The sequence below is a fragment of the Streptomyces sp. TLI_171 genome (assembly GCF_003610255.1).
Taxonomy (GTDB): domain Bacteria; phylum Actinomycetota; class Actinomycetes; order Streptomycetales; family Streptomycetaceae; genus Kitasatospora.
Genome location: NZ_RAPS01000001.1, coordinates 4929715 through 4948884 on the forward strand (window position 1 = coordinate 4929715; position 19170 = coordinate 4948884).

General features: G+C 72.3%; 20 protein-coding genes. 15 read left to right on the top strand and 5 right to left on the bottom strand.

The genetic code is table 11. The features are described 5' to 3' along the window. Positions 1-56: 56 nt before the first annotated feature. The 10 genes from atpB (at position 57) to BX266_RS22545 (ending at position 8628) form a co-directional block, all read left to right on the top strand. Complete coding sequence (gene atpB / locus BX266_RS22500) at positions 57-869, top strand: F0F1 ATP synthase subunit A (protein WP_399170226.1); 813 nt, start codon at positions 57-59, stop codon at positions 867-869. 81 nt (positions 870-950) lie between these two features. Continuing rightward, positions 951-1178, top strand: coding sequence for an ATP synthase F0 subunit C (atpE, locus tag BX266_RS22505; protein ID WP_099902522.1), 228 nt, complete (start codon positions 951-953; stop codon positions 1176-1178). Between the two features lie 41 nt (positions 1179-1219). Next, complete coding sequence (locus tag BX266_RS22510) at positions 1220-1777, top strand: F0F1 ATP synthase subunit B (RefSeq protein WP_099902524.1); 558 nt, start codon at positions 1220-1222, stop codon at positions 1775-1777. Further along, positions 1774-2589, top strand: coding sequence for a F0F1 ATP synthase subunit delta (locus tag BX266_RS22515; RefSeq protein WP_099902526.1), 816 nt, complete (start codon positions 1774-1776; stop codon positions 2587-2589). The genes BX266_RS22510 and BX266_RS22515 overlap by 4 nt, the downstream gene beginning before the upstream one ends. 154 nt (positions 2590-2743) lie before the next feature. Further along, a complete protein-coding gene (atpA, locus tag BX266_RS22520) occupies positions 2744-4318 on the top strand; it encodes a F0F1 ATP synthase subunit alpha (protein WP_099902528.1) in 1575 nt (524 codons plus the stop codon). A gap of 32 nt (positions 4319-4350) precedes the next feature. Beyond that, positions 4351-5265, top strand: a complete 915-nt coding sequence (locus BX266_RS22525; protein ID WP_099902530.1) for a F0F1 ATP synthase subunit gamma — start codon at positions 4351-4353, stop codon at positions 5263-5265. 2 nt (positions 5266-5267) lie between these two features. Further along, complete coding sequence (gene atpD, locus BX266_RS22530) at positions 5268-6713, top strand: F0F1 ATP synthase subunit beta (protein ID WP_099902532.1); 1446 nt, start codon at positions 5268-5270, stop codon at positions 6711-6713. A gap of 178 nt (positions 6714-6891) precedes the next feature. Continuing rightward, on the top strand, positions 6892-7275 hold the full coding sequence (locus BX266_RS22535) for a F0F1 ATP synthase subunit epsilon (protein ID WP_099902533.1): 384 nt from the start codon (positions 6892-6894) through the stop codon (positions 7273-7275). A 127-nt stretch (positions 7276-7402) separates the two neighbouring features. Then, positions 7403-7903, top strand: a complete 501-nt coding sequence (locus BX266_RS22540) for a DUF2550 domain-containing protein (RefSeq protein WP_180290573.1) — start codon at positions 7403-7405, stop codon at positions 7901-7903. A 152-nt stretch (positions 7904-8055) separates the two neighbouring features. Further along, on the top strand, positions 8056-8628 hold the full coding sequence (locus BX266_RS22545; protein WP_099902537.1) for a cob(I)yrinic acid a,c-diamide adenosyltransferase: 573 nt from the start codon (positions 8056-8058) through the stop codon (positions 8626-8628). Between the two features lie 7 nt (positions 8629-8635). Here BX266_RS22545 and BX266_RS22550 read toward each other — a convergent pair whose 3' ends face one another. Continuing rightward, entirely contained in the window at positions 8636-9172 is a 537-nt protein-coding gene (locus BX266_RS22550) for a hypothetical protein (protein WP_099902539.1), read from the bottom strand. A 123-nt stretch (positions 9173-9295) separates the two neighbouring features. On the opposite strand from BX266_RS22550, the gene BX266_RS22555 reads away from it, so the two are divergent. The 4 genes from BX266_RS22555 (at position 9296) to BX266_RS22570 (ending at position 14275) form a co-directional block, all read left to right on the top strand. Then, positions 9296-10486 carry a sensor histidine kinase gene (locus tag BX266_RS22555; RefSeq protein ID WP_099902541.1) on the top strand — a complete coding sequence of 397 codons (1191 nt, stop codon included), beginning with the start codon at positions 9296-9298 and terminating at the stop codon, positions 10484-10486. Next, positions 10483-11133 carry a response regulator transcription factor gene (locus BX266_RS22560; protein WP_099902543.1) on the top strand — a complete coding sequence of 217 codons (651 nt, stop codon included), beginning with the start codon at positions 10483-10485 and terminating at the stop codon, positions 11131-11133. Before BX266_RS22555 ends, BX266_RS22560 begins: the two co-directional genes overlap by 4 nt. Before the next feature lie 469 nt (positions 11134-11602). Beyond that, positions 11603-11938 (top strand): STAS domain-containing protein, encoded by a 336-nt coding sequence (locus BX266_RS22565; protein WP_099902545.1) that lies wholly within the window; start codon positions 11603-11605, stop codon positions 11936-11938. A 93-nt stretch (positions 11939-12031) separates the two neighbouring features. Then, positions 12032-14275, top strand: coding sequence for an ATP-binding protein (locus BX266_RS22570; RefSeq protein ID WP_143686979.1), 2244 nt, complete (start codon positions 12032-12034; stop codon positions 14273-14275). Positions 14276-14282: 7 nt separating this feature from the next. On the opposite strand, the gene BX266_RS22575 is transcribed toward BX266_RS22570, so the two are convergent. The 3 genes from BX266_RS22575 to nucS all read right to left on the bottom strand — a co-directional run bounded on the left by BX266_RS22575 (position 14283) and on the right by nucS (position 16859). Next, the gene (locus BX266_RS22575) at positions 14283-15473 is read right to left on the bottom strand and encodes a nucleotidyl transferase AbiEii/AbiGii toxin family protein (protein WP_099902549.1); all 1191 of its coding nucleotides are present in this window, start codon (positions 15471-15473) and stop codon (positions 14283-14285) included. A gap of 9 nt (positions 15474-15482) precedes the next feature. Then, the gene (locus tag BX266_RS22580) at positions 15483-16127 is read right to left on the bottom strand and encodes a hypothetical protein (RefSeq protein WP_099902551.1); all 645 of its coding nucleotides are present in this window, start codon (positions 16125-16127) and stop codon (positions 15483-15485) included. A gap of 72 nt (positions 16128-16199) precedes the next feature. After that, positions 16200-16859 carry an endonuclease NucS gene (gene nucS / locus BX266_RS22585; RefSeq protein WP_099902553.1) on the bottom strand — a complete coding sequence of 220 codons (660 nt, stop codon included), beginning with the start codon at positions 16857-16859 and terminating at the stop codon, positions 16200-16202. Between the two features lie 551 nt (positions 16860-17410). On the opposite strand from nucS, the gene BX266_RS22590 reads away from it, so the two are divergent. Then, positions 17411-17803 (top strand): SCO5389 family protein, encoded by a 393-nt coding sequence (locus BX266_RS22590; protein ID WP_099902555.1) that lies wholly within the window; start codon positions 17411-17413, stop codon positions 17801-17803. 75 nt (positions 17804-17878) lie between these two features. On the opposite strand, the gene BX266_RS22595 is transcribed toward BX266_RS22590, so the two are convergent. Next, entirely contained in the window at positions 17879-18994 is a 1116-nt protein-coding gene (locus tag BX266_RS22595; RefSeq protein ID WP_099908176.1) for an LLM class flavin-dependent oxidoreductase, read from the bottom strand. Between the last annotated feature and the right edge of the window lie 176 nt (positions 18995-19170).

The window sequence follows — 19170 nt, forward strand, 5'->3', positions numbered from 1 at the left end:
CCGGCCACGCCGACACACCGAGGTTGCCGTAACCATGCGTCAGAACGAAGGAGTCTGTGGTGGGTGCTGACGTCCAGCTCGCCTCCGAGGCCGGTTGCCACCTGAACTCCGGCTGCGGCTTCCCGGCGCCCGGCCTGAACGAGTTCGAGTTCAAGCCGATCTTCTCGATCGGCAGCGTCGACTTCACCAAGCCGATGCTGTTGTCGATCATCTGTGCGCTGCTGGTGGTCGCCTTCTTCTGGGCGTCGTTCGCCAAGCCGAAGCTGCTCCCGGGCAAGCTCCAGCTGGTCGGTGAGATCGGGTACGACTTCGTCAAGCGGAGCATCGTGCTGGAGACCATCGGCAAGAAGGGCGAGAAGTACGTCCCGATGCTGGTCTCGATGTTCTTCTTCGTGTGGATCATGAACATCATGTCCATCATCCCGTTCGCCCAGTTCCCGGTGATGTCGCGCATCGCGTTCCCGGTCGGGCTCGCGGCGATCGTGTGGATCACCTACATGACGCTGACCTTCAAGAAGCACGGCTTCGTCGGCGGTATGAAGAACCTCTGCTGGCCGTCCGGCATCCCCGGCTGGGTCATGTTCATCCTGGTGCCGATCGAGTTCTTCTCGAACATCTTCGTGCGCCCGTTCACCCTCGCGGTCCGAGCCTTCGCCAACATGTTCGCCGGTCACCTGCTGATCGTCGTCTTCTCGGTGGCCTCGTGGTACCTGCTCAGCCCCAGCATCGGCGCCCTGTACGGCTCGGTGTCCTTCGTGGTGGCTGTCGGTCTGACCGGCTTCGAGCTGCTGGTGCAGTTCCTGCAGGCGTACATCTTCGTGATGCTCGCCAGCAGCTACATCGCCGGTGCCCTGGAAGAGGCGCACTGAGCCCCGCGGCTCCGGCCGCGCCCAAGAACTCCCGGTGGCCAACACCCACCGGTCTCCCATCCCCGCAAAGGATTAGCTGAGATGTCCGCTCTCGCTGAGGTCACTGGTTCCGTCGCTTCCATCGGCTACGGCCTCGCCGCGATCGGCCCCGGCATCGGTGTCGGTCTGATCTTCGGTAACGGTGTGCAGGCGATGGCCCGTCAGCCCGAGGCTGCCGGCCTGATCCGCTCCAACATGTTCATCGGCTTCGCCCTGACCGAGGCCCTCGCCCTGATCGGCATCGTCATGCCGTTCGTCTACGGCCAGTGAGCCAGGCGCACCGGTAGTCAATTCCGACGAAAGGTACTGATATGGCCCCCGAGGTTCTCCTCGCGGCTGAAGAGAAGATGAACCCTCTTCTCCCCGCGTGGCCCGAGGTCATCATCGGCCTGCTCTGCTTCTTCATCGTCTTCGGCCTCCTCGGCAAGAAGCTCCTCCCCAGCATCGAGAAGGTGCTGGAGGAGCGCCGTGACGCCATCGAAGGCGGCATGAAGCGTGCGGAGACCGCTCAGGCCGAGGCCCAGGCCCTGCTCGAGCAGTACCGCGCCGAGCTCGCCGAGGCGCGTCACGAGGCCGCTCGGATCACCGAGCACGCTCGTGAGCAGGGCGCTGCCCTGATCACCGAGATGCGCGAGGAGGGCCAGCGCCAGCGCGAGGCCATCGTCGCCGCCGGCCACGCCCAGATCGAGGCCGACAAGAAGCAGGCGACCGCCGCCCTGCGCCAGGACGTGGGCTCGCTGGCCTCCCAGCTGGCCTCCCGGATCGTCGGTGAGTCCCTGGAGGACCACGCCCGCCAGAGCGGTGTCATCGACCGCTTCCTGGGCGAGCTGGAGTCCAAGGCCGCCGCTGCCCAGGGTGCGGCCAAGTGATCGGCGCGAGCCGTGAGGCACTCGCCGCCGGCCGCGACAACCTGGAGAGCCTGACCGACAACACTTCGGTGGACGCGGCCAAGCTCGCCGAGGAACTCGCTGCCGTCACCACGCTGCTGGACCGCGAGGTCTCGCTGCGCCGCGTCCTGACCGACCCGTCCCGGTCCGGTCAGGACAAGGCCCAGCTGGTCGCCTCGCTGCTCGGCGGCCAGGTGTCCGGCGAGACCGTCGACCTGGTCTCCGGCCTGGTCCGCTCGCGCTGGTCCGGCCCGCGCGACCTGGTCGACGCGGTCGAGGAACTCTCCGCGTACGCCGAGATCGTCGCCGCCGACAAGGCCGGCGCGCTGGACGACGTCGAGGACGAGCTGTTCCGGTTCGGCCGGGTGGTGGCGGGCTCGCACGAGCTGCGCGCCGCGCTGACCGAGCCGAAGGCCGACGCCGCCGCCAAGGCGACGCTGGTCCGCACGCTCCTCGGCGGCCGGGCCAACGCGGGCACCGTCCGCCTGGTCACCAGCCTGGTCACCGTCCCGCGGGGCCGTAGCCTGGAGGGTGGCCTGGAGTCCTACTCCAAGCTCGCCGCCTCCCGGCGGGGCCGCGTGGTGGCCCTGGTCACCAGCGCCATCCCGCTGTCGGACAGCCAGAAGGACCGCCTCGCCGCCGCGCTGGCCGGTCTGTACGGCCGGCAGGTGCACCTGAACATCGACGTGGACCCCGAGGTCCGCGGCGGCGTCCGGGTGCAGATCGGTGACGAGATCATCGACGGCACGGTCGCGAGCCGCCTCGAGGGCGCTCGTCAGGGCCTCGAAGGCTGAGCACCAGCACTATCCGACCCTCGGTCGGGCGTCGGTCCACACCAGGTGGGCCGGCAAAACGTACGGCCGGTTCACCCGACCCGGCCGAGAGTCGAGCACTTGCGGCCCTCAATGGCGGGCCGAGGATCGCAAACTAGGAGAGCAGGGAAGCCTGATGGCGGAGCTTACGATCCGTCCGGAGGAGATCCGGGACGCGCTGGCCGACTTTGTCCAGTCGTACCAGCCGGACGCGGCCTCGCGTGAAGAGGTCGGCACGGTCACCGAGGCCATGGACGGTATCGCGAAGGTCGAGGGCCTGCCCTCGGTCATGGCCAACGAGCTGCTGAAGTTCGAGGACGGCACTCTCGGCCTCGCGCTGAACCTCGACACCCGCGAGATCGGTGTCGTCGTCCTCGGTGAGTTCTCGGGCATCGAAGAGGGCCAGACGGTGCAGCGCACCGGCGAGGTCCTCTCCGTCCCGGTCGGCGACGGCTACCTCGGCCGTGTCGTGGACCCGCTGGGCAACCCGATCGACGGCCTGGGCGACATCGCCTCCACCGGCCGCCGCGCCCTGGAGCTGCAGGCCCCCGGCGTCATGGCCCGCAAGTCGGTCAAGCAGCCGCTGCAGACCGGCATCAAGGCGATCGACGCGATGACCCCGATCGGCCGCGGCCAGCGCCAGCTGATCATCGGTGACCGTCAGACCGGCAAGACCGCCGTCGCCGTCGACACGATCATCAACCAGCGCGACAACTGGCGCTCGGGCGACCCGGAGAAGCAGGTCCGCTGCATCTACGTCGCCGTGGGCCAGAAGGGCTCCACCATCGCGTCCGTCCGCGGCGCCCTGGAGGAGGCCGGCGCGCTGGAGTACACCACCATCGTGGCTGCTCCCGCCTCCGACCCGGCTGGCTTCAAGTACCTCGCCCCGTACACCGGTTCGGCCATCGGCCAGGAGTGGATGTACGACGGCAAGCACGTCCTCATCGTCTTCGACGACCTGTCGAAGCAGGCCGAGGCCTACCGCTCCGTCTCCCTGCTGCTGCGCCGCCCGCCGGGCCGCGAGGCGTACCCGGGTGACGTCTTCTACCTGCACTCCCGCCTGCTGGAGCGCTGCGCCAAGCTGAACGACGCCCTCGGCGGCGGCTCGATGACCGGTCTGCCGATCATCGAGACCAAGGCCAACGACGTCTCGGCGTACATCCCGACCAACGTCATCTCGATCACCGACGGCCAGTGCTTCCTGGAGTCCGACCTGTTCAACGCCGGCATCCGCCCGGCCGTGAACGTCGGCATCTCGGTCTCCCGCGTCGGTGGCTCCGCCCAGATCAAGGCCATGCGCTCGGTCGCCGGCCGCCTGCGTCTGGACCTCGCCCAGTACCGCGAGCTGGAGGCGTTCGCCGCCTTCGGTTCCGACCTGGACGCGGCCTCCAAGGCCCAGCTGGAGCGCGGTGCGCGCATGGTCGAGCTGCTGAAGCAGGGCCAGTACCAGCCGTTCCCGGTCGAGGAGCAGGTCGTCTCCATCTGGGCCGGCACCACCGGTCAGCTGGACGACGTCCCGGTGGCGGAGATCCGCCGCTTCGAGCGCGAGTTCCTGGACAACGTCCGCCTGGAGCACAAGGGCATCCTGGCCGGCATCGTCGAGACCGGTCTGCTGGAGCAGGGCACCATCGACGCGCTGACCGCGGCGATCGCCTCGTTCAAGCAGGGCTTCACCACGGCGGACGGCAAGCTGCTCTCCGAGCAGGCCTGAGTCCGGTAGCGAGGGAAAGGACGTAGCGACCCATGGGAGCACAGCTTCGGGTCTACAAGCGCCGCATCCGCTCCGTCACCGCGACGAAGAAGATCACCAAGGCGATGGAGATGATCTCCGCGTCGCGCATCGTCAAGGCGCAGCGCGCGGTGGCCGCCTCCACTCCGTACGCCGATGAGCTCACCCGCGCGGTGACCGCGGTGGCCACCCGGTCCACCGCGAAGCACCCGCTGACCACCGAGAACCCGAACGCCACTCGGGCCGCCGTTCTGCTGATCACGGCGGACCGCGGCCTGGCGGGCGGTTACTCCACCAACGCCATCAAGCAGTCGCTGGCGCTCGCCGCCCGCCTCCGCGAAGAGGGCAAGGAGGTGGTCACGTTCATCGTCGGTCGCAAGGGCGTCGGCTACTACGGCTTCCGCAACCTTGAGGTCGCGAACTCGTGGACCGGCTTCTCCGACAAGCCGACCTACGGTGACGCGAAGACGGTGGCCGCGGATCTGATCGAGGCCTTCACGGCGGAGACCGGCGGTGTGGACGAACTGCACCTGGTGTCGACCGAGTTCGTGTCGATGCTGACGCAGAACGCCATCGACAAGCGGCTGCTGCCGCTCCGCCTCGACGAGGTCGAGCTGAGCGACGGCGCCGCGGCGAAGAACCAGATCTTCCCGCTGTACGACTTCGAGCCGTCGGCGGAGGGCGTCCTCGACGCACTGCTGCCGCGGTACGTCGAGAGCCGGATCTACAACGCGCTGCTGCAGTCGGCTGCTTCCGAGCACGCCGCCCGCCGCCGCGCCATGAAGAGCGCGACGGACAACGCCGGCGAGCTCATCAAGTCGCTCACGCGGCTTGCCAACTCGGCCCGTCAGGCCGAGATCACCCAGGAAATCAGCGAGATCGTGGGCGGCGCGAACGCGCTGGCCGACGCTAGCGCGGGGAGCGAATGAGTATGACCACCACTGTTGAGCCGACCACGGCGACGGGCCGCGTCGCGCGGGTCATCGGCCCGGTCGTCGACGTGGAGTTCCCCGTCGACGCCATTCCGGAGATGTTCAACGCCCTGCACGTCGAGGTGAACAACCCCGACGGCACGGGCAAGAAGACCCTGACCCTCGAGGTCGCCCAGCACCTCGGCGACGGCCTGATCCGCGGCATCTCGATGCAGCCGACCGACGGCCTGGTCCGCGGCGCGCAGGTCGTCGACACCGGTTCGGCGATCTCCGTCCCGGTCGGCCAGATCACCAAGGGCAAGGTCTTCAACGCCCTCGGCGAGGTGCTGAACGTCGACAAGGCCGAGTTCGAGTCCCAGGTGGAGGTCCGCTGGCCGATCCACCGCAAGGCCCCGAACTTCTCCGAGCTCGAGTCGAAGACCGAGATGTTCGAGACCGGCATCAAGGTCATCGACCTGCTGACCCCGTACGTCACCGGTGGCAAGATCGGTCTGTTCGGTGGCGCCGGTGTCGGCAAGACCGTTCTGATCCAGGAGATGATCTACCGCGTCGCCGAGAACTTCGGTGGTGTGTCGGTGTTCGCCGGTGTCGGCGAGCGCACCCGTGAGGGCAACGACCTCATCGACGAGATGGTCGACTCGGGCGTTCTGGACAAGACCGCGCTGGTCTTCGGCCAGATGGACGAGCCGCCGGGCACCCGTCTGCGGGTCGCGCTCTCCGCGCTGACCATGGCGGAGTACTTCCGCGACGTCGAGAAGCAGGACGTGCTCCTCTTCATCGACAACATCTTCCGGTTCACCCAGGCCGGTTCCGAGGTGTCGACCCTGCTCGGCCGCATGCCCTCCGCGGTGGGCTACCAGCCGAACCTGGCCGACGAGATGGGCCTCCTGCAGGAGCGCATCACCTCGACCCGCGGTCACTCGATCACCTCGATGCAGGCGATCTACGTCCCCGCGGACGACCTGACCGACCCGGCGCCGGCCACCACCTTCGCCCACCTGGACGCGACCACCGTTCTGTCGCGCCCGATCTCGGAGAAGGGCATCTACCCGGCCGTCGACCCGCTGGACTCCACGTCCCGCATCCTCGACCCGCGGTACATCACGCAGCTCCACTACGACACGGCCGTCCGTATCAAGGGGATCCTGCAGAAGTACAAGGACCTCCAGGACATCATCGCGATCCTCGGCATCGACGAGCTGTCCGAGGAGGACAAGGTCACGGTGCAGCGGGCCCGCCGCATCGAGCGCTTCCTCTCGCAGAACACCTACGTGGCGAAGCAGTTCACCGGTGTCGACGGTTCGACCGTGCCGCTGTCGGAGACCATCGAGGCCTTCAACGCGATCGCGGACGGCAAGTACGACCACGTGCCGGAGCAGGCGTTCTTCATGTGCGGTGGCATCGACGACCTCGAGCGCAACGCTGCCGAGCTGCTGAAGAAGTAGTCGTCGCGATGTACCGGTGAGGGGTGGTCCCCGGCTCTTGGGGGCCACCCCTCACGGCACAGAGCGGCTGTGATCCCGGTCATCTCGGCGCCCTTCGTTTCATTCCGGGGGCGCGAGCCCGTTATTCTTACCGAAACCGTGGAGTAGATCCGCGGCTTCAAGAGCCAAGGAGCCCACGTTGGCTGAGCTGCACGTCGAGCTGGTCGCAGCCGACCGCAAGGTGTGGTCCGGTGCGGCCACCATCGTTGTCGCCCGCACGGCCTCCGGTGACACCGGCATCATGCCCGGCCACACCCCGGTGCTGAGCGTGCTGGAGACCGGCCCGGTCACCATCCGCACCGTCGACCAGGGCACCGTGATCGCCGCGGTGCACGGTGGCTTCATCTCGTTCGCGGACAACAAGCTGTCGATCCTCGCCGAGATCGCCGAGCTGGCCGACGAGATCGACGTCGCCCGCGCCGAGCGTGCGCTGGAGAACGCCAAGTCCGAGGCCGACCTGCACGCCGAGCGTCGCGCCGAGGTTCGCCTGGTCGCCGCCGGCGGTCTGAAGGCGCATCACTGAGCCTGGTCTCAGCGACGGTCCCGGGGACGCCTGAAGCGTGACCCCGGGACTGTCGTATCAGTTGGTAGGAATGAGCGGTCGTGGGTCGACCGCCACGGGGATGAAGGCAGCGAGGAGGTAGGTGAGCGTGGTCCTCGCCCTTGTGGTGTGCGCGTCGGTGGTGGTCCTCGCCGTCGCGGGGCTGGTCGGCTTCGCGGTACGCCGCCGCCTCATCCAGCGCGTCGGCGGCACGTTCGACTGCTCCTACCGCTTGAAAATGCCGGCCGACGCCTCCACGCAGCCCGACCTCGACGAGAACGGCAAACCCACCTCAGCCCCGGTCCCGCAGACCGACGGCAAGGGGTGGGTTTTTGGTATCGGCCGCTACAGCGGCGACTCCATCGAGTGGTTCCGGGTGTTCTCCTACGCGCCCCGGCCGCGACGGGTGCTGCCTCGCACCGAGATCGAGGTGCTGGGCCGCCGCTACCCGCAGGGGCAGGAGGAGCTCGCGCTGCTCTCCGGCTCCGTCGTGCTGCGCTGCCTGCACAAGGGCGCGCCGCTGGAGCTGGCGATGAGCGACGACGCCCTGACCGGTTTCCTGGCCTGGCTGGAGGCCGCCCCGCCCGGCCAGAGGGTCAATGTCGCGTAGCGACGAGACATGGGGGTCCCCCCGGCCGGAGGCTGGGGGAGTCGCGTAGCGACGAGACTTGGGGGTCCCCCGGCCGGAGGCTGGGGGGGCGCGCAGGTCGGGGCAGTGAGCCGCCGTTAACACGCCGGGGGCCGCGCGCTAGGCTGCCGGGCATGGTGAACCTGACGCGCATCTACACCCGGACCGGGGACGACGGCACGACCGCGCTCGGCGACATGAGCCGGACCACGAAGACCGACCCCCGGCTGATCGCGTACGCGGACACCAACGAGGCGAACGCGGCGCTCGGCGTGGCGCTGGCCGCGGGCGCGCTGGACGACGAGCTGGTGACGGTGCTGACCCGGATCCAGAACGACCTGTTCGACGTGGGCGCGGACCTGGCGACGCCGATCGTGGCGGACCCCGAGTACCCGCCGCTGCGGGTCGAGCAGTCGTACGTCGACCGGCTGGAGGGGGAGTGCGACCGGTTCCTCGCGGAGCTGGACAAGCTGCGGAGCTTCATCCTGCCCGGCGGGACGCCCGGCGCGGCGTACCTGCACCTGGCGTGCACGGTGGTGCGGCGGGCCGAGCGGGCGACCTGGGCGGCGATCGAGGAGCACGGGGAGAGCATCAACCCGCTGACCGCGAAGTACCTGAACCGGCTCTCCGACCTGCTGTTCATCCTGGCGCGGACGGCCAACAAGGAGCGCGGCGACGTGCTGTGGGTACCGGGCGGCGACCGCTGACGGTGCGTCAGCGGGTCTTCTCGCGCTTGGGGAAGACCGTGTAGCTGGCGGCGATCAGCAGGTTGATGCCGACCACCAGGCCCATCCGCGGGTACCAGGAGTCGAGGCCGGCGGTGCGGGCGCCGTCGCCGACCAGCCACTGGACGCCCGCGATCAGCGCGACCGTGACGACCGAGGCGAGTAGCGTGAGGGCGAACACGCCCCACTCGTAGCGGGCTCGCGGTGCACCGTACTTGGGCATTCCGGCGGGCTTCGGACCGCCGGCCAGGCGGTGCGCGGCGTGGCCGTCCGCCCAGCGGACCAGGCGGTGGCCGTAGGCGAGCGAGAAGCCGACGTAGGCGGCGGCCAGGCCGTGCGTCCAGTCGGCGGTGGCGCCGCCGCGCAGGTCCGCGACGGTGGCGCCGAGGATCGCCAGGTCGACCACCGGGAGCAGCGCCAGCAGTACCGCGCCGGTGCGGCGCAGGCGCAGCGCGTAGCGGGCCAGCAGCCCGGCCGCCAGGACCACCCAGAAGCCGACCTCGCCGGCCACGATCAGGGAAACCATGCTTCGATCCTCCCCGGGCGCGGGCGGGCCGTCATCGTCCGGGAAGTCGACGGGGGTGTCAGCCCTTCGTCGGACGGCGGGTCGTCCGACCGGTCGTTCCGGTACCGCGGAAGGAGTGCTGGGATGGGCCTCGTGAGGCTCACCGACCGCCAGGAGGATCTGGCCATCGCCGCCGCCGGGCTGCTCGGCGGCCTGCTGCTGATCGCGTTCGGCGCGTACGACGCGCGGCCCGGCCTGCCGGTGTGGGCCGCGGTGCTGCCGCTGGCCGCGATGTCGGCGCTGGAGCTGGTGCGGCGGCGCTGGACGATCGGGGCGGTCTGCGCCGGCGGTGTGCTGTTCGGCCTGGCCGTGTACTTCGGCTCGGTGATGGCCACCCTGCTGATGTACACCGACCTGCTGTACGCGGCCACCCTCTACGGGCCGGCCCGGATGAGCAAGGTGCTGCAACTGACCGGCGCCGCGGCCACGCTGGTGCTGTCGGGGCTGTCCTGGCGGTACGGGTCGGTGCCCGGGGCGCTGCTGGTCGCGGTGTTCTGCGGGCTGATCTTCCTCGCCCCGGTCTGGACGGCCGACCTGCTGCGCCGGCACCGGGACCGCGCCGAGACGGAGCGGTTGCGGGCCGAACAGACCGCGCTGCTGGCCGAGTTGGACCGGCGCGGTGCGGTGGTCGCGGAGCGCGCCCGGATGGCCCGCGAGCTGCACGACGTGATCGCCAACCACCTGTCGGCGATCGCCATCCACGCCACCGGCGCGCAGGCGGTGGCGCGCCGTCAGCAGCGCGCCCAGGACGAGCCCCTGGTGGAGGCGCTGGCGGTGATCCGGGAGAACAGCGTGCAGGGCCTCGCCGAGATGCGCCGGATGATCGGTCTGCTGCGCGAGGCCGTCCCCGAAGAGCCGTACGCCGCACCGCGGTTGGCGGCGGTGGACGTGCTGCTGGAGCAGGCCGCCACCGCCGGCCGGACGGCCGGGCTGCGGTTCTCGCTGGAGGAGTGCGGCGAGCGCGGCGAGCTGTCCGCGCCGGTCGAGCTGGCCGCGTACCGGATCGTCCAGGAGTCGCTGACCAATGCCGTCAAGCATGCCGCGCCCGGCCCGGTGCGGCTGCGGATCGGCTACGGGGAGCGGGAGTTGGAGATCACCGTGGAGTCCGAGTACCGGGAGGGCGAGGGCCGGCCGGTGCCCGGGGCGAAGGCCGGGCTGGTCGGCATGGGCGAGCGGGCGCAACTGCTCGGCGGTGCGCTGAGCGCCGGGCCGGACGGGCCGAGGTGGCAGGTCCGGGCGGTGCTGCCGCGGACGGCGAGCGGGGAGCGCGAATGATCCGGGTACTGGTGGCCGAGGACCAGGCGGCGGTGCGGGCCGCGCTGGTGATGATCCTGCGCGCGGAGGACGACCTGGAGGTGGTCGGCGAGGCCGCCGACGGCGAGCAGGCCGTCCGCCTCGCCCTGGAGCTGCGGCCCGACGTGGTGCTGATGGACGTGCAGATGCCCCGGCTGGACGGCGTCGCCGCGACCCGCGAGGTGGTGGCGGCGGGAGCGGCGCAGGTCCTGGTGCTCACCACCTTCGACCTGGACGAGTACGTGTGGGGTGCGCTGCGGGCCGGCGCCGCCGGGTTCCTGCTCAAGGACCTGGAGGCGGACGCGCTGGTCGAGGGCATCCGGACGGTCGCCCGCGGCGACGGCATGCTGGCGCCCTCGGTGACCAGGCGGCTGATCGCCTCGTTCGCCCGCTCGGCGCCGCCGGCCGGAGTGCCGGGCCTGGCGGAGCTCACCCCCAAGGAGCGGGAGGTGCTGGGCTGCCTCGGCGCGGGCCTGTCCAATGCGGAGATCGCCGCCCGGCTGCACACCGCCGAGGCCACCACCAAGACGCACGTCAGCCGGATCCTGGCGAAGCTCGGGCTGCGCAGCCGGGTGCAGGCCGCGATCCTCGCCCAGGAGTTGGGCCTGCCCGTCCCCGGCGGGAGCTGAAGTGACTGGGCGGTAGCTGAACGGCCGCTGGGAGCCCGGACGGGGAGGGGTGCAGATCACACCCCGTCCGGCGCAGATCACACCGCCGGATCGCACCACTGCGGGCACGCTCCCACTAGAGTCCGGCGAGAGCGATGCCGCTCCCGCAGCCGGTCCGTGCTGCCCGGGCGCGGGGCGTTCTGGGCAGGTGGGTGAGTTTGCTCACGGTCCGCCCCGCAGACGGGTGATTTGGGCGGTAATCGAGCGTAAGTGTGAGGTGATCCTGCGTATATTCCCTCGGACGGGTGAAGTTGAGGGACAGTCCGGCGGGTGACAGCAACCTGCGGAACTGGTTCACCGTCAGATTCAGGAAGGGGCCGGTGCGGCAAGACCGCCCTGCTGCCCGCGCCGACGGCTCCACGGACCACCCCCGAGGTGCGGGCGCACCGTAGGAACGGACGTACGGCAGACGACCGAGGAGGAGGACAGCGTGCGCATCACCGGCGACCACACCGGACTGGCCATCGAAGGACGGCTCGACGTGCGCAGCGCCGCCGACGCCAGGGCGCTGCTGCACGCCGCGGTCGACGGCGGCGAGGGCGACCTCGTGCTCGACCTCGGCCGCCTCGAATTCTGGGACGCCACCGGACTCGGCGTCATCATGGGCACCCACCGGCGGGCCGGCCGGGCCGGCCGCCGCCTGGTGCTGCGGGAGGTGCCCGTGCAGCTGCAGCGGCTGCTGGTCGCGACCCGGCTGCACCGGATCCTGGCCGTCGAGGGCGCGGTGCAGGACCCGTACGGGACGACGCTGCCCGCGCTGGGCTGACACCCGCTCTGTACTGCGCGGAGCCCGCTCCGACCCATCCCGGTGTGTCCATGCCCGGTGCCGGTGTGGGAAAGTCTCCGCTCAGGTGTCCGAGTGGCGGGGAGCAGCGACGTGGTGCAGCCGAGCGGAGAGTTCCGGGGAGACGGGGTGCGCCCGCGGGGTGGGGAACTGGTCAGCGGCGAGCGGCTGGTGGTGGTCGGCGGCCCCGAGGGATCGGAGGCCCGGCACTGCCCGGACGAGTGGCTGCCGCAGCCGCGCCGGATCCGCGGACTGGTGCAGGCCCGGCCCGAACTCGGGCCCAGCTCGGCCGTCGGGCCGCTCGCCCTGGGCACCGGCGACCTGAGACTGCTCGACCGCGACGGCGACATCGCGGCGGTGCTGGGGCAGCTCCGTGAGGGCCGCTCGGTACGGCTGGTCGGCCAGGCCGGCTCGGGCCGCTCCGCGCTGCTCGCCGCGGTCTCCGAGGCCGCCGCCGAACTCGCCCCGGACGGCGTCGTACGGCTCAGCGGCTACCGCAGGACCGCCGCGGACCTGCTCCAGGAACTGTTCGCCACCACCCACCACGCCCCCGACTTCCGCCCCGACCGGGAACAGCTCGCCGAACTGCTCTCCACCGTGGCCGCCGTGGTCGCGATCGACGACGTGGAGGTCTTCGGCGAGGAACTGGAGGAACTGCTCGGGTACGCACCCGAGTGCGCGTTCCTGATCACCACCACCCCCGGCAACCCGCCCTCGCCGGCCGGCTCCCGGCTGCGCGACCACCTGGTCGCCGGCCTGTCCCGCCCCGCCTGCCTGACCCTGGCGTCCCGACTGGCCGGGCGGCCCCTCGACGACATCGAACGGGCCTGGGCGGTCGACCTGTGGTTCGAGTCGGAGGGCCTGCCGCTGCGCTTCGTGCGGGCCGCGGCCCTGCTGCGCCAGCGGGACGTCGCGGTGGACGCGCTGGTCGCCGCCCAGGAGGACCGGCGGAGCGTCTTCGGCTTCGCCCAGGAGTACGAACTCCCGCGCGACCCCGCCGAATTGGAGACCGAACTGCGGCAGCAGGTGCCGCTGCCCTCGGTCGGCGAGTCCGCCGCACCGGCCCGCCGGCTCACCCAGGGCCTGAGCGAACCGGCCCGGCGGGTGCTGCGGCTGGCCCTGGCGCTCGACGGGGAGTGCCCGACCGCGCCGCATCTGCCGGCGCTGGTCGACGTCGGCCTCGGCGAGAGCGCCCTGCAAGAACTCGTCGAAGCGGGCCTCGCGGTCTCCGTGGGCGGCCACCACCGGCTGACCGAGGGCGTCGTCGACGCCCTGCTGCCCGAGCTGGAGGACGACGGCAACGGCGGACCCGCACCCTTCGAACCCGGCGGAGTCGCGCACGGCGCCGCCGAGCACCTCTCCTGGTGGGTCGGGCACGCCTCGGTGTCCACCCGTCAGGTCGCCGCCGAGGCCGAGGTCATCCTCGCCGTGCTGCTCGCCGAACGCGACGCCGACCGCCCCGCGCAGGTGCTGCGGCTCGCCCGGGCCGCCGCCCCCGCCCTCGCCCTGTCGCTGCGCTGGGGCGCCTGGGAACGGGCCCTGCAGCTCGGGCTGGAGGCCGCCCGGATGCTCGGCGCGACCGCCGAACAGGGCTGGTTCCACCACGAGTTGGGCGTCCTCGCGCTCTGCGCCGGCAACCCGCAGCGGGCCGTCGCCGAACTGGAGTCGGCGATCGCGCTGCGCGCCGCCGCCGGCGATCAGCGCGGCGGCCCCGCCGCCCGGCGGATGCTCGACGTGATCCGGCTGGAGGAGACCGCGGCCCTGACCGCCGGCCCCGGTGCCGAACCCGCCCGGCGCCGCCGCACCATGCGGTCGATCGCCCAGGTCCCGGGCCGGCTCCGCAAGCGCGCCCCCGGCGGGGCCCGCAAGACCGTCCTGGCGGCCGGCGCCGCCGTGATGGCCCTCGGCGTGCTGGGCACCGCGATCGGCGTGGCCGTCAGCAACGACGGCGAGCCGTCCGGCAAGCAGCCCGGCAACTCCGCCGACGACCTGCCGCTGCCCGTCGACAGCTCCACCACCCCGCGGCCCACCGCCACCGCCACGTCGCCGTCGGCCAGCGGCAGCCCGAGCGCGAGCGACAGCGCGACGGAGTCCGAGAGCCCTGCGGAGAGTGCGCCCGCGAGCCCGACCTCCACCCGCAGGACGACCAGCTCCCCGAAGCCGACCCCCACCGCGACCTCGACCAAGCCCAGCACGCCCACGCCGCCGAGCCCCCCGCCGCCCTCGCCCTCGGCCAGCCAGTCCGCGTCCACCCCGCCGCCCTCGCCGAGCGAGTCGCCCAGCACAAGCCCGTCGCCCACCGCCACCGTGACGCCCTGACGGGGCGTCACTGCAGCAGGCGCTCCAACGAGACGTTTCCGCGTTCGAGGATCCCGGCGTACCCCGACCAGGCGGGCCGGGCCAGCAGGTCGGCGACGGACGGGGCGTCGGGACCGAGGGCGCGCTGCAGCAGGCGGTGCGCGACGCCCAGCGGGGCGTTGCGGTCGCGCAGCCACGATTCGGCGGCGTCCGGGCCGCCCGCCGCGTGGGCGGCGCGCAGCGGGGCCACCCAGCCCGCGGACCACCAGGCGGCGCGCTCGGCCTCCGGGACTTCGGCGAAGGTCGGGGCGAGCGCGGCCGCGAGCCGGCGGTGGTGGGCCGCCTCGTCGCCCGCCGACTCCGGGTACTCGCCGGCGAAGTGGAACCATTCGGTGCGGTGCTCGCCCGCGCCGGGCACGCTCTCCGGCCCGAGCGGGAGCTCGGCGTAGTGCGCCTCGCCGGGCACGAAGACGTCCCGCAGCACGGCGTAGCGCAGGTGGACCGACCCGGCGAGCAGTGCCGCGTCGTACAGGTCCTTGCCCTGCGGGTGGCCGTCGGTGTGCAGCCACATCAGCTTCCAGGCGAGGGACAGCTCGCGGGTGGCGACGTTCAGCACCGCGCCCGGGGCCACCTCCAGCGGCTCGGGCGGCACCGGCAGCGGCTCGTTGAACACGAAGTCGAGCTGGACACCGCCGCCCGGCAGGCCGTCCGCCTCCCAGGGCAGCAGCAGCCGGCGGCCCGGGACCCGCTCGTACGTCCAGATCTCCTCGCTGACCGCCTCGTGCGCGAGGATCCGGACCGGGCCGTCCGCGGTGGCCGCCGCCGCGGCGCGGGTCAGGCCGTGCAGCAGGTCCGCGGTGCGGGCCTCGTCGATTGCCCAGTCCTCCGGGACCACCACGAAGTCCAGGTCGCCGGGCTCGCGGGCGGCCTCGCCGAACCAGGCGCGCAGCACGACGGAGCCGCGCAGCACCAGGTGGTCCACCCAGCCGGAGTCCGCGACCGCCGTGAGAACGGCGTCCATCGCGGTGCGGCGGGCCGCGCGCCAGGCCGCGGCGAGGGCAGGATCGGCGAAGCGCGGATCGCCGGTCCGGAAGGCGTGGCCGTGCTGCTTCAAGGACGGGTCGAAGACGGCGGGCTGCCGGGCACGCGGGTCCTCGATCGGACGGAACGTCAGCGGCAGCCCCCCGGCGCGCCTCTGAAGGTCCCGGGCGTCGGTCATGGCACCTCCTCAGCTTTCAGGGGTCTCGTCGAGCCAGCCGGCGTCCAGGGCGAAGGCGGAGTCGTGCACCACGTACTCGCGCTCGGCCTTCAGCGGCGGGAGACCGGCCGCGGTCAGGGCAGCCAGCAGGCGGTCCAGGCGGGCGCCGGCGGTGGTCAGGCCCACGCGGTGGCAGCGCTGGGTCACGAAGTACTGGCGGTGGCCGCCCGGTTCGGTGCGGCGGGCGTTCCAGGAGACGTGGGCGTGGTGGCCGGCGGCAGCCGCGACCAACGCCTCGCGGGGCGTCCCGGGAGCCAGCCGGACCTTCACATGGTGTTCGAAGTAGTGGGCGGCGTCGGCGAGTTCGGCCAGCGCGTCGGTGGCCGGCACCTCCGGCGCCCAGGGCGCGGCCTCGATCTTCACCCGGACCGGGGTGAACCCGGCCGCCCGCAACCGGGCCGCCTCCGCGGCGGCCCTGCGGTGCTGCGCGGCCAGCGCGCCCTCCGCCCGCCAACTGACCATCGGCTGCGAGGGATGCCGCCCACGCGCCAGCAGGATGTGCGTGAACTCCAGACCGCGCGCGGCCGCCCACCCGGCCAGCGCATCGGCCTCGGCCGGCGCCAGTGTCAGATGGGTCTCGTACCGGCCGGTCACCGCGGCGCTTCGCACAGGCATGCGGAGATTCTGGCAGCCGCCACCCACGAACCGCCGACCGGAGGGCAGCAGCCGCGCCGGGCGGGAGTGGGGCTAGAAGAGCTTGAGCTTGTCGTCGTCGATGCCGCGGAGTTCGTCGTAGTCGAGGACGACGCAGCCGATACCGCGGTCGGTGGCGAGGACGCGGGCCTGGGGCTTGATCTCCTGGGCCGCGAAGATGCCCTTGACCGGGGCGAGCAGCGGGTCGCGGTTGAGCAGGTCCAGGTAGCGGGTGAGCTGCTCGACGCCGTCGATCTCGCCGCGGCGCTTGATCTCCACGGCGACCGTGACGCCGTCGGAGTCGCGGCAGAGGATGTCGACGGGGCCGATCGCGGTGGGGTACTCGCGGCGGATCAGCTGCCAGCCGGTGCCGAGGACCTCCATGCGGTCGGCGAGGAGTTCCTGCAGGTGCGCCTCGACGCCGTCCTTCACCAGGCCGGGGTCGACGCCCAGCTCGTGGGAGGAGTCGTGGTGGACGTCCTCCAGGGTGATGATCAGCTTCTCGCCGGCCTTGTTGGTGACCGTCCAGACCTCGCCGTCCTCCTTGAGGGCGCACGGCGGGGACATCCAGTTCAGCGGCTTGTAGGCCCGGTCGTCGGCGTGGATGCTGACGCTGCCGTCGGCCTTCACGATCACCAGGCGCACGGCGGACGGCAGATGTGCAGCGAGGCGGCCCGCGTAGTCCACGGTGCATTTGGCGATGACAAGACGCATGGGGACAAGCCTAAGGCCCGCCGGGAGTGCCCCCGTCCGCGTTCGATTCCGAGCGGCGGACGGCGCGCGAACGGACCGCGGACGCCGGCGCAAGCGGACGGCCGCGCTCCCCGCGGCAGTGGGGTCGAGCGGCGGCAATCCCGAGACAGGCGGCCGGACCGGGGCGGGCCCCGGAGCCGATTGAAGCGAGTGCTCGCACGGCAGGTGTCGGCCGGCCGGGACCGGCGAAACATGGTGACCGCACGGGTACGCGCGGTGAGGCGTGCCAGCTCGGCGCACTGGGTTGGGACACGGCGGATTCCGGCCAATCTCGGCTTCCGCACGGAGTTTCGGGCGGCAATCCACCGATTCGCCAGCCGCCTGCGGGGCGGCCTGCCACGCTGGTCTGACCCCCTGGCCAGGAATCCGAGCGCGGCAGCTCCATCGGTCCGTCGCGCCGTCACCACCCGAACACCGCGCGAAGTTCACCGCACGTCCGTTCAACGCACCCTCAGCACACCGGCACCACCGCCCCGGCGACCCCGTCGGGGCGGACCGCGAGAGGAGAACCCATGTCGCTCGACGTCTCACCGGCCCTGCTGGAGAAGGCCGAACGAGGCGAGGTCGACGAGCGGGAGTTCGTCGACTGCGTCCGCACCTCGCTGCCCTACGCCTGGGACATGATCAGCTCGCTGGTCGCCCAACTCAAGGTCGACGGAACCGACTTCGCCGACAACGAGGTTCCCCCGCCGAGCGAGAAGGAGCGCGGGCAGCTGCTCCGCGCGCTGGCCAGCGATGCGATCCGGGGCGCCCTGCAGCGGCACTTCGGCGTCCAGCTGGCGTTCCAGAACTGCCACCGGGTCGCGGTGTTCGCGCCCGGCCCCGACACCGCCGAGCGGCACGCCCGCTTCACCTCCGTCCGGGCCCAGCTGCTCAACCAGTCGCCGGAGCTGCGCGACTGCTGACCCGCCGTCAGCACCCAGGAGTCCCACCGAGCGCGGGCCGCCCCGGAGCAACCCCGGGGCGGCCCGCGGGCGCGCTCAGGACAGCTGCGGCAGCACCTCCGCGCCCAGCCGGGCCACGTTGTGCAGGGTCGCCGCGGTGTCGCCGGAGCCCTCGGCGAGCAGCGCGAACCGCCGGATGCCGGTGCTCTCCGCGGTCGCCAGCAGCCGGTCCGCGCACTGCCGGGGCGTGCCCACCGCGTGCAGGTCGCAGAGCAGCTCGGTGTACGCCCGCGGGTCGCGCATCGACCGCTCCCGGCCGTCCACCGTGCGGTGCGCGCCCAGCCCGTGGGCGAAGAAGTCCGGCATCGCGCGCAGCAGACCCGCCCGGGCCGCCCCCGCCCGGTCGTCGATCTGCGCGACGCCCGCCGCGACGTGCTCCCGCTCGACCCGGGCGAGTTGCTCCTCGCCGCGCCCCGCGGCGCGCCAGGCGGCCCGGTAGGCGGCCAGCATGTCCCGCTTGTCCTCGTCGCCCGAGTGCATGCCCAGCAGCATCGGCAGGCCCCGCTCGGCGGCCGTCCGCACCCCGTTCGGGGAGGTGCAGGCCACCACCACCGGCGGGCCCGGCACGGCGGCCCTGGCGTCCTCCTGACGCTGCCTCGGGATGACCGCCCCGGTGCCCTCCAGGCCCAGCCAGCCCGACAGGTCCTTGCGCCGGGCCGGCTCCGCGGCCCGCGGCACCACCGCCACCTCGGGGAACTCGAACTGCGGGCCCGCAGCGCCCACCCGGGAGCCGCGCAGCCAGCGCAGCAGCAGGTCCAGCCGCTCCGGGAAGCCGTGCTCGAACGCCTCCAGGCCGGTGCCGAACACCGCCAGGTCGATCCACGGCCCGCCCCGGCCCACGCCCAGCGTGAACCGGCCGCCGGAGGTCAGGTGCAGCAGCGCCGCCTGCTCGGCCAGCGCCACCGGGTGACGGGTGCTCAGCACGCTCACCGCGGTGCCCACCCCGATCCGCCTGGTCCGGCCCAGCAGCATCGCGGCCAGCGTGGCGGCGTCCGGGCAGACCCCGTACGGGACGAAGTGGTGCTCGGCCAGCCACACGGCGTCCAGGCCAGCCCGTTCGGCGGCCACGGCGGCCGAGACGGTGCGGTCCAGCGCCTCGCCGTGGGTCTGCCCGGGGAACTGCGCGGACAGCAGGAAGGCGCCGACCCGGATCGCATCGGTGCCCGCGCCCCGGCTCGGCTCGGGGCCGGTCCGGACGGCCGGCACCACCCCGCTGCGGGCCGTCCGCGGGGCGCCGGCACGGGCCTCGGGTCGGGCGGTGGTCTTGGTCATCGGCTGCCTCCTCGGTGCGCGCAGGGTCTGCGAGCCCCGCCGTGTCACCACGTGAG

Bases quoted from the DNA above. Each gene is read 5' to 3' on its own strand.
- BX266_RS22545 (WP_099902537.1), top strand. From the start codon at position 8,056: ATGGTGAACCTGACGCGCATCTACACCCGGACCGGGGACGACGGCACG.
- BX266_RS22555 (WP_099902541.1), top strand. From the start codon at position 9,296: ATGGGCCTCGTGAGGCTCACCGACCGCCAGGAGGATCTGGCCATCGCC.
- BX266_RS22550 (WP_099902539.1), bottom strand. From the start codon at position 9,172: ATGGTTTCCCTGATCGTGGCCGGCGAGGTCGGCTTCTGGGTGGTCCTG.
- BX266_RS22580 (WP_099902551.1), bottom strand. From the start codon at position 16,127: ATGCCTGTGCGAAGCGCCGCGGTGACCGGCCGGTACGAGACCCATCTG.
- BX266_RS22510 (WP_099902524.1), top strand. From the start codon at position 1,220: ATGGCCCCCGAGGTTCTCCTCGCGGCTGAAGAGAAGATGAACCCTCTT.
- nucS (WP_099902553.1), bottom strand. From the start codon at position 16,859: ATGCGTCTTGTCATCGCCAAATGCACCGTGGACTACGCGGGCCGCCTC.
- atpA (WP_099902528.1), top strand. From the start codon at position 2,744: ATGGCGGAGCTTACGATCCGTCCGGAGGAGATCCGGGACGCGCTGGCC.
- BX266_RS22575 (WP_099902549.1), bottom strand. From the start codon at position 15,473: ATGACCGACGCCCGGGACCTTCAGAGGCGCGCCGGGGGGCTGCCGCTG.
- BX266_RS22590 (WP_099902555.1), top strand. From the start codon at position 17,411: ATGTCGCTCGACGTCTCACCGGCCCTGCTGGAGAAGGCCGAACGAGGC.
- BX266_RS22560 (WP_099902543.1), top strand. From the start codon at position 10,483: ATGATCCGGGTACTGGTGGCCGAGGACCAGGCGGCGGTGCGGGCCGCG.
- atpD (WP_099902532.1), top strand. From the start codon at position 5,268: ATGACCACCACTGTTGAGCCGACCACGGCGACGGGCCGCGTCGCGCGG.
- BX266_RS22525 (WP_099902530.1), top strand. From the start codon at position 4,351: ATGGGAGCACAGCTTCGGGTCTACAAGCGCCGCATCCGCTCCGTCACC.
- atpE (WP_099902522.1), top strand. From the start codon at position 951: ATGTCCGCTCTCGCTGAGGTCACTGGTTCCGTCGCTTCCATCGGCTAC.